This is a genomic window from Gammaproteobacteria bacterium (assembly GCA_003696665.1).
In the GTDB taxonomy this organism is placed as follows: Bacteria; Pseudomonadota; Gammaproteobacteria; order Enterobacterales.
In genome coordinates, this window is record RFGJ01000386.1 from 1 (window position 1) to 8,380 (window position 8,380).

12 protein-coding genes are annotated in these 8,380 nt (G+C 54.2%); all 12 read right to left on the bottom strand.

Features of this window, described 5'->3' with window-relative positions:
* Positions 1-729, bottom strand: a 729-nt coding sequence (cysQ, locus tag D6694_09910) for a 3'(2'),5'-bisphosphate nucleotidase (protein ID RMH40561.1), incomplete at its 3' end; no start/stop codon positions are given.
* A complete protein-coding gene (gene nudE / locus D6694_09915) occupies positions 719-1,279 on the bottom strand; it encodes an ADP compounds hydrolase NudE (GenBank protein ID RMH40562.1) in 561 nt (186 codons plus the stop codon). The genes nudE and cysQ, both read right to left, overlap by 11 nt.
* 3 nt (positions 1,280-1,282) lie before the next feature.
* Positions 1,283-1,969: a GMP/IMP nucleotidase gene (locus tag D6694_09920; GenBank protein ID RMH40563.1), complete on the bottom strand. Its 687-nt coding sequence runs from the start codon at positions 1,967-1,969 to the stop codon at positions 1,283-1,285.
* On the bottom strand, positions 1,963-2,688 hold the full coding sequence (locus D6694_09925) for a type II secretion system protein N (protein RMH40564.1): 726 nt from the start codon (positions 2,686-2,688) through the stop codon (positions 1,963-1,965). Before D6694_09925 ends, D6694_09920 begins: the two co-directional genes overlap by 7 nt.
* A 7-nt stretch (positions 2,689-2,695) precedes the next feature.
* Positions 2,696-3,166, bottom strand: coding sequence for a type II secretion system protein M (locus tag D6694_09930; GenBank protein ID RMH40565.1), 471 nt, complete (start codon positions 3,164-3,166; stop codon positions 2,696-2,698).
* Entirely contained in the window at positions 3,163-4,344 is a 1,182-nt protein-coding gene (locus D6694_09935) for a hypothetical protein (GenBank protein RMH40566.1), read from the bottom strand. The genes D6694_09930 and D6694_09935 overlap by 4 nt, the downstream gene beginning before the upstream one ends.
* Entirely contained in the window at positions 4,344-5,423 is a 1,080-nt protein-coding gene (locus D6694_09940; protein ID RMH40567.1) for a general secretion pathway protein GspK, read from the bottom strand. Before D6694_09940 ends, D6694_09935 begins: the two co-directional genes overlap by 1 nt.
* A complete protein-coding gene (gspJ, locus tag D6694_09945) occupies positions 5,420-6,034 on the bottom strand; it encodes a type II secretion system protein GspJ (protein RMH40568.1) in 615 nt (204 codons plus the stop codon). The genes D6694_09940 and gspJ overlap by 4 nt, the downstream gene beginning before the upstream one ends.
* Complete coding sequence (gene gspI, locus D6694_09950) at positions 6,031-6,405, bottom strand: type II secretion system protein GspI (protein RMH40569.1); 375 nt, start codon at positions 6,403-6,405, stop codon at positions 6,031-6,033. The genes gspJ and gspI overlap by 4 nt, the downstream gene beginning before the upstream one ends.
* A complete protein-coding gene (gene gspH / locus D6694_09955; protein RMH40570.1) occupies positions 6,402-7,046 on the bottom strand; it encodes a type II secretion system protein GspH in 645 nt (214 codons plus the stop codon). Before gspH ends, gspI begins: the two co-directional genes overlap by 4 nt.
* Positions 7,027-7,482 (bottom strand): type II secretion system protein GspG, encoded by a 456-nt coding sequence (gene gspG, locus D6694_09960; GenBank protein ID RMH40571.1) that lies wholly within the window; start codon positions 7,480-7,482, stop codon positions 7,027-7,029. Before gspG ends, gspH begins: the two co-directional genes overlap by 20 nt.
* 1 nt (position 7,483) lies before the next feature.
* Positions 7,484-8,380 (bottom strand): type II secretion system protein GspF (locus tag D6694_09965; protein ID RMH40572.1); only part of this gene is annotated, 897 nt, incomplete at its 5' end.

Here is an 8,380-nt window from a genome sequence, read left to right on the forward strand (position 1 = left end):
GACCGCACCACCAGCCTCCTCCAGAATGCACTGCGCCGCCGCGGTATCCCACTCACTGGTTGGCCCCAAACGCGGGTAATAATCGGCCTTGCCCTCAGCAATCAGGCATATTTTGATTGAACTACCAATGGCCTTGACTTCATGCGAGCCAAGCTGACGTAGAAACGCTTCCATGTTCTCAAGCCCTGTATGACGTGACGTGAGCACCAAAGGGACGTGGTCTTCAGATCGTTCTGTGTTGACATGGATGGGGTGCGCCACTTCATCAGGCCCTGCTTTATAGGCACCATGGCCGCGGGCGGCAAAATAGGACAGTTTCTTGGCCGGCACGGCCACGACACCGATCACCGGTTTGTGGTGATCAATCAGGGCGATATTGACCGTGAACTCGCCGTTTTGGGCCAGAAACTCACGAGTACCGTCCAAAGGATCGACTAACCAGTAGGTTTTCCAACGCAAACGTTCTTCGAGTGGGATGGCATCGACATTTTCTTCCGAGAGTACAGGAATATCGGGCGTCAGAGCCGACAACCGCTCTAGGATGTGGTGATGCGCAGCCATATCGGCTTGGGTCAGCGGTGAGTCGTCTGCCTTGGTGGAGATTTGCACGTCTTCACGAATGTATATGTCAAGGATTCGATAACTGGCTTCAGCGGCAATGGTACGTGCCGATTGCATGAGATCTTTCAGGAGAGGCGTTAATTTCGAACTACTGGCATCATCTGTCATGGTGATTTCTACCCTGTAGCAATTGCTTAACCAAAAACAACGCCGCAATGGAGCGGGCTTCAGAAAAATCATCTCGTTGAATGAGGCGTTCAGCATCGGCCAATGGCCACTGCTCCACCTCGATCGGTTCTGGCTCGTCGCCAACCAACGGTGCTTGGTACAGATCCTCGGCAAGCAGCAAATGCATTTGGTGTGTCAGGTATCCCGGCGCAAGGGTCATCGATTTCAACGGCGTGAATTTGCGTGCGGCAAAGCCCGTTTCTTCGCGTAATTCTCGGTTGGCTGCCTCCGCTGGTGTTTCGTTCATTTCCATCAGTCCCTTCGGAAAAGCCAGCTCGTAGCGATGTGTGCCAGCGGCATATTCGCGAATCAGGATCAGTTTCCCATCATCCGTAATTGGCACGACCATCACGGCCCCTCGCGCCCCGGCCACCAGCCTTTCATAGGTACGTCGCTCGCCATTGTTGAATTCCAAATCCAAGGACTCAACACAAAAAATACGTGTTTTGGCGATGATCTGCTGATGCAGCACCTTAGGTAATCGGGTCATGCCTCAACCTGTCTCGTTGGATTCTGGCATCATAGCAAAAAAGTCATGGACAAGTGGATAGCGACTTTGCTGTCGTGCCGGTTGTGACAAATCAGGTTGTGCCACGGCGAGCAATTGTCCAATCCCGGCTTGCTCGGCGGCTGCCAGTACGTTTTCAGAGTCATCAATGAATAAAGTTCGCTCAGGGATGAGATGGTATTGCTGCTGAAAACGCTGCCAAAACCCGGGTTGCTCCTTCGCCAGCCCAAGTTGGTGGGCACTTACCATCACATCGAACCATGATTCCATGCTTGTCTGCTCAAGTTTTATCGCCAGTACGTCAGGATGCGCATTGGTGACCAGGTAGCACAGTTTTTTATTGGCGCGTAACCACCGAATCAGTGCCTCCGCCCCTGGTCGGAAACGAATCTTGTCGGCCATTCGTTTTTTGTGTTCCAAGAGCGGTAGCTTAAGTGCCTCGGTCCAATGGTCGAGACAATACCAAGTCAGTTTGCCCTTTTGCGCTTCGTACAGGGCGAGCACTCGCTCATACGCCTCGGCTTCTGGTAAGCCATGCTTTTCGGCATAGAGTCTGGGGACCGTTTGCAGCCAAAACTCATTATCGTAACCTAGGTCCAGTACGGTGCCATCCATGTCAAAGCAGACAATGTCAATCGACGCCCAATCGATGGCGATGTGTTGCGCTACCATCCCGGAATCCTGCCTTCGAACTGGATTTTTCTTTTGCCACTGTCATACCCCTGGGTGATTAGCGACACCACTCGATCAATCTCCGGAAGGGTCGTCGCGGCCATCGTACCAGCCAAAACAATGCCACCGTCCGGCGCCAAGCGGCCACTCAGGTTCAAACGCAAAGGGGCATCACTGGTTAGGACGAAGTCGATATGTTGCTCGGCCGGTTTGGCGACCAGTCGGAGATTGCCAAGGGGCAAAAGCCGTTGCACAAAAGGCGTTCGAATCGCAGCATTGTGCCACTGCAAGCGTCCGTCCGCATCGGTCAGACGGCGCTCGGTGCCGGCCAGCTGTTGAAAGGTGAAAGACACATCGCCAGCCATCTGAACGCCACGAAAGAATGCCTCTGACAGCCACGCCGCCGTCATCTCGCCGGTGAGCCCTTCCAGTCGCCATTGTGGCGCATGCCAAAACAGTTTTGTGTGCGCTTTCACACCAGGATCATCAAGCGTCAATTGCAACGCCAACCAACCGCTCAGCAGTTCCGTCCACAGCACCTGCCATTTGGCCGTGTGAAGGTGCGTGTTAGCCAATTCGATGTCGTGTGCCGTACCGGACCACAGACGACCAGACCACTGCCCGGCCTTCACCGGCGTCTGTGAAAGCAAAGACGCAGGGGCCAGCGCGACCAACAATACGACAAATAATAGCGAAAACCAGATCCATCGTTTTTTCATGCCACCGCTACCCTTCTGCCGTCAGGCTGGCACTGACAATGCCGGATTTTTTCTTGTTGATTTGAATCTGCGAGATCACCAACCCTTGGTTTCGCATTGCCTGAATCCAGCTTAGCAGTTGCTCGGCGGGGGCTTGTTCGACCCAAAGCTGCACGCCATTCGGTTCTCTTGGCCGCACGCGATTCAGCACAATGCCATAACGCCGTGCGCTGTCCGTGACTGCCTGAGTCAGCGAACCTCGAAAAGCCGTCCGACCGCTTTTCTGCGCCAGTTTTGGTGCCTGCGATTTCATCCATGCCAATTGTTTTTCCAAGGTCGCCACCTTGTTCTGCAATCTGTCAAGGTGCGCCAACCAGGGTCGAACCCCTCCCACATAAACCAGTCCAAAAAACAGCACACCGACGGCCAGCAAAACAAGTCGTTGTTCGCGAACGGGCAATGCCTGCCACTTTGCCTTGATGTCATTGATACGACTCATGAGGAGGCTCCTGAAAACATCAACCGCCCAACATAACGCTCACCGTTTCGATTGGCCGAGATCGGTTTGACCTGCATGCCTTGCCGAGCGAGCGCTGTTTTGAGCTGCTCAAAGGTTTGATAATCCGGCGCGACAAGATCGACCTGTAATTCATTGCGCTTGGCGCGGTACTGAACCGACGTCACCTCAACGTCTTTGGTACTGGCATACACTTTATGAAATACGGCCAACAAGGTGAGAAAATCGCCCTGCGATGGATCGCCTTGATTGCGTGCCATGGCGCGCATTTGGCGATAGGGATTGCGGACACGCACACCGGGAAACGCCTTTTGGAAGACAATACGTTGGGCCTCGGTCAATTGTTTGACGCGCTGCGACAGGTCAATCCATTTGATCGTCCCTAACGCCACCAACAAGATGATCACGGCGGTCACACTCGCCAGCAAAGGTCGCAGCATTTTTAACGCACCATGCCGCTCGGCACGGATTATATGTCGACCTTGCAACAAATTGATGGCGCCCACGGCCGGTTTTTTCAACACCTGCGACCAGTCTGCGTTTTGCGACGCACCTTCCTCCGCCGATTCGCCGATGACGCGCAGGTTTGGCGCAATATCGTCATGATTCGAACGCCACAGCGCCAATGCGGCGTCACCAATGCTTGGCTCGAAGCCGCCCACCGCATCATGTTCTGGCGCATTGCCCATAAGATGGAGCAAAATTTTTTCGGGGTGCCGAACGACATCAGCGCCACCACTGAGCGCACTGTAATCCGCCGTCACCAAAGTAGGCGCCCAATTCAATTCCCGAAAGTGGTCTGCCAATGTCTGCATGACGTCTTCGCGAACCACCAGTGCCGACACGACACCGTCGTCATCCGGTTCAGACAGGGCGAAATGCAGCTGTTCCACATCCTCCGCAAACCAGTCTTCCACCGCATAGGGAAAGGCGCGTCGGAGCTGCTGGCGGTTGCGCGCTGGGACCTTGGCGCGAACAAACCGCACCAAGCGGCCATCCAACCACACAATGCATGTCGGACGTTCCCATTGTTCTGCGAGCTCTGCCAGTTTCGACCAATCGGTCTCGCCACTCGCCACGGTGCGACCATCATCAGCCGTCACCCACCACAAAAATGGCTGTTTGAGTCCATTTTGTAGGTATAAATGAAAGGTCACCATTATCTTAAGTTACGCTCTATTGTTTCGTACTCTGGGGCAAAGCGACGCAGCACAACCTCGAAGCGCCCGCGTTTTCCACGGATAATCATTGACTCAAGATAGGCTCGTCCACGCCGCACCTCTGCCCGCGCTTTCAATAGGAAACGGTCGCTTGTAAAGGCGGGCATATCCTTCGCCTCGGGCCTTACTTTCACACCATTGCCCAATTGTTGCAAGAATTTATCAGAATCAAAGCCATTTTTTGGGCGATTGCGCAAAATTTCTTCGGCGCGTGCCTCTGTCAAGCCAGAATAGAGCATGAGTAAAAATTCGGGGCGGTTTTCATCAATGGTATTGAGGTTGATGGTGATCATTTCCTTATCTGGCAGCGCACAAAGATACGGAGCGATGGCGCGATAGATTTTGTCAGTCATGCCTTGAATCAGACGCAATTCAGTAATGGACGCCATGGGGGCATTGGCCGTCCGATAGGGCGGTTGCATCGCCATATACACATAATCCTCAGCGCCATCTTGGCCAAAAGGCTCGGAGTCAGGATCAATCCAGTCACGAATGCGCGCAGCCAGCGCCTGTGGCGTCAGCGAGCTGTCTGCCGGCAAAATGTGTTCGAACAGAATTTCCAATAACCGCTGGCCGGGCAATTTGGTGTGCGTCAATTGATTCAACTGGATGCCGCCAGTGCGCACCGGCGAGCCTTCGTCTTCTGGCGAACGAGAGAGAACTTTATTGGCGAGCAAAGCATTGACGTTGAAACATGCGCTCAGATCTTCCAACTCGCCCGTCAAACGGCCGCCTTCGATTGGGTAAACCACCCCCTTGCGCGCCCAAGGCTGACCGAGATGAACCGTGGTTTCGCCTTTTCCTTTGCCTTTACCCTTCGGAAAAGACATTTCAAGCGCAGCAATACCAAGTTGTTCGGCGCCAACGACAAAATAGCGAGCCGATGACGCGTCCATCAAATTTGCGGTACGACGCGCCGCAATGTTCAGTTTTGCCAAACCATTGGTCGCGATGATGGTGATCAACGCCACAATGACCAATACCGTAATCAGGACCACGCCTTGCTGCTGCGCTCTCATAGACTGCCCTCGCTGATCACGAACAGTCGATGGATTTTTTCGCCAGAATCGAATTCAAGGTCAATGGCCACTGCCCTTGGTGGCGGCACATCACTGGCGCCTGCCGCGTTGGCCCAATCGTTGCGCCACTGATTTGTGTCATCCATAAATCGCACCTTGAAGCCTTTGACGTGATGTAGCAGCGCGCGCTTGAAGTCGGCTTCCTCTCGAGCGCGGTCCGGATACAGCCAACTCAGACGCCACAATACGCCGTCCTGCACCTGATAAACCACGTGTTCAAGCTGACTGCGCGGCAATCCGGCTGGGTTACGCCAGCCGGTTCGTGTGAATTCAATGAAAGTCGTTTCGGCATCCGTGCTGCCAAGACCTCGCACATACGGGACCGGCTCCCCAAAAGGGTCTCGCGTCTTACGCCAGGCAATTTGTGAAAAGTCCTGTTCCATTCGCCACATGGCGCGTTGCCACTCAGCCAGTTTTTCACCCTGCTTTTCCGAAGCGGCTTGAGCGGCCAACGCTTGTTGAAGCAACGCATGCGCGGCCACGCCAATCACCGCAAAAATGGCGACGGCGACCAGCACTTCAAGCAAGGTAAAGCCACGCCATCGTTTCATGGGCCGCTCCTTGCCAAAAAACCGACCAGTGTGGCATCAGGTGTGGTTTGCTCGGGGGATTGCCGCACTTCAATTTCGATGCGCTTCAGTTGTTGCAAGGTCGTGGGCTTGATGGTCACGCGCCAGTGCCAAACGTGACGCCCCATGACTTCCGATTGACCGTTTAACACACCAGACGCAGGCCAATCACTATTCAACTGCATTTTGGCAAACTGGTTTTGCGCCACCCAATAAGCCAAAGTCCTTTGGTACATATTGTGTTCCGCACGCAAGCCACTGTTGATCGAGTCAATCAGCGCAGCGGCAGCAAGCGCAAAGACGGCCAGCGCAACCAGCACTTCGACCAAGGTAAAGCCCCGCTGAAGCTTCATAGCGCTGCCTCCAACCAGACATCCGCCTCGCTCGGGTCACGCAGTGGGCCTTTGATGTCAACTTCACCTGTCCACCGACCCCGAATCATCCAGCGCACTGCGTCAGATGGTGTTTGCGCTTCCAGCTGAAGCACAAAGGGGGTCAACTCGCCGGCGGAGGTCACCACAATTTGTGGCCGCTGTGGAGGCGACACCGAATCATCCTTATCAGCCACATCATCATTGCTGTGTTCATCCGACAGGCCGAGGCCTTCATCTAGGCGAAAACGCTGATCGTCAGCCGAGAAGCCAAATTGTTCGATTTTGAGATATGCCGTCACTCCCTCGGGCCAGTGGCGGGGGCGAAACAGTTTATCGTCCGTGATCGGCAGCCACCTATCGTCCACGAACGTGAGCCAATGGTAGCCTGTCTCGTCCACGGCGAGGCCGAGTTCAACGCCGTTCAGTTGCGCTTCGTCCTCGGCCAGTCGCAACAATTGGACAAGCCGCATGGCTTCTGTCTTGGCTTGTTCAGCGGCACCGTCACGGCCAAACATCAAGGTCACGCCAGTGACCATCACACCGATAATGGCGATGACCACCAGCAGTTCAATCAGACTAAATCCACTTATGGCGTGAGGCTTAACGTTCGTCCTGTTCATCCCAGTTGCCAATGTCGGCGTTCACGCCTTCGCCTCCTTCCTCGCCATCAGCCCCGAGCGAGTAGATGTCATACACGCCGTGTTCACCTGGATAGACATAAACGTATTCGTTGTCCCAAGGATCTTTCGGCAAACGCTTCAAATAGCCACCGGGTGGATAGTTTTTGGGCTCAGGCTCTATATCAGGTTTGCGCACCAAAGCCTCCAGACCTTGCTCCATGGTCGGGTAAAAACCGTTATCAAGCTGAAAACGGTCGAGCGCACTTTCAATTTGTTGGATATCCGCCTTGACCCGGGTGATACGGGCTTTTTCTGCCTCACCCAAAAACTGAGGTGCCACAATCGCCACCATCACGGCGATGATGACCACAACCACCAGTATTTCAATCAAACTGAAGCCTTGCGTTTTTCGCATATGGTTCACCTTTTCTTTCATTTTATTGCGTCACCAGAGTATTCATCATAAAGATTGGCAACAGAATTGCCATCACGATAAGCAACACGACAACACCCATCAACACAATGACCAGTGGCTCCATCAGCCCCAGCGCGACACCGATAATATTCTCAAATTCTCTCTCTTGCGCTTCGGCCACGCGCATCAACATGGTTTCGATCTCGCCCGAACGTTCGCCTGAGGCGATCATATGCAACATGATTGGCGGGAATTGTCCTGTTTCCGCCAATGCCCGGTGCAAGCTGGACCCTTCGCGCACACGCACGGCCGCCTCTTTGACGGCATCACGCATCACCAAGTTGGACAAGACTTCGGCACTAATGTTCAGCCCGTCCAATAAAGGGACACCGCTTGATGTCGTGATGGCCAAGGTTCGCGCCAGACGCGCACTGTTCAGGCCACGGCTGACTCGCCCCACGATTGGCCAGACCAGCAGCCACTGATGCCAACGCTTTTGCCTCGATGGTCGAGCACCAATGAAACGTCGGACACTAACGACCACCGCCACTAATAACAACGCTATCCACCAACCATGGTGCACCAACACGTCAGACAAAGCCATCATAGCGCGTGTCAAGACGGGCAACTCGCCTCCCATGCTGGTAAATTGATCGACAATTTTGGGCATCACGTAGATGAGCAGCCCCGTCACCACGGCCATGGCGATAAAAAGCAAAATGGCCGGGTACAACATGGCCATTTTGATGCGCGTCCGGATGGCCGCTTGGCGTTCCTGATAATCCGCCAGTCGTTCCAAAACGGTGTCTAAATGCCCGCTTTTTTCCCCAGCCGCCACCATGGCGCGAAACAATCGATCGAAAATCTGGGGAAAATCCTTCAACGCATCCGCGAGTGTGTGACCTTCCAGTACCCGCGC

Bases quoted from the DNA above. Each gene is read 5' to 3' on its own strand.
- gspG (RMH40571.1), bottom strand. From the start codon at position 7,482: ATGAAAGAAAAGGTGAACCATATGCGAAAAACGCAAGGCTTCAGTTTG.
- D6694_09935 (RMH40566.1), bottom strand. From the start codon at position 4,344: ATGGTGACCTTTCATTTATACCTACAAAATGGACTCAAACAGCCATTT.
- gspI (RMH40569.1), bottom strand. From the start codon at position 6,405: ATGAAGCTTCAGCGGGGCTTTACCTTGGTCGAAGTGCTGGTTGCGCTG.
- D6694_09920 (RMH40563.1), bottom strand. From the start codon at position 1,969: ATGGTAGCGCAACACATCGCCATCGATTGGGCGTCGATTGACATTGTC.
- gspH (RMH40570.1), bottom strand. From the start codon at position 7,046: ATGAACAGGACGAACGTTAAGCCTCACGCCATAAGTGGATTTAGTCTG.
- D6694_09925 (RMH40564.1), bottom strand. From the start codon at position 2,688: ATGAAAAAACGATGGATCTGGTTTTCGCTATTATTTGTCGTATTGTTG.
- D6694_09930 (RMH40565.1), bottom strand. From the start codon at position 3,166: ATGAGTCGTATCAATGACATCAAGGCAAAGTGGCAGGCATTGCCCGTT.
- gspJ (RMH40568.1), bottom strand. From the start codon at position 6,034: ATGAAACGATGGCGTGGCTTTACCTTGCTTGAAGTGCTGGTCGCCGTC.
- nudE (RMH40562.1), bottom strand. From the start codon at position 1,279: ATGACCCGATTACCTAAGGTGCTGCATCAGCAGATCATCGCCAAAACA.
- D6694_09940 (RMH40567.1), bottom strand. From the start codon at position 5,423: ATGAGAGCGCAGCAGCAAGGCGTGGTCCTGATTACGGTATTGGTCATT.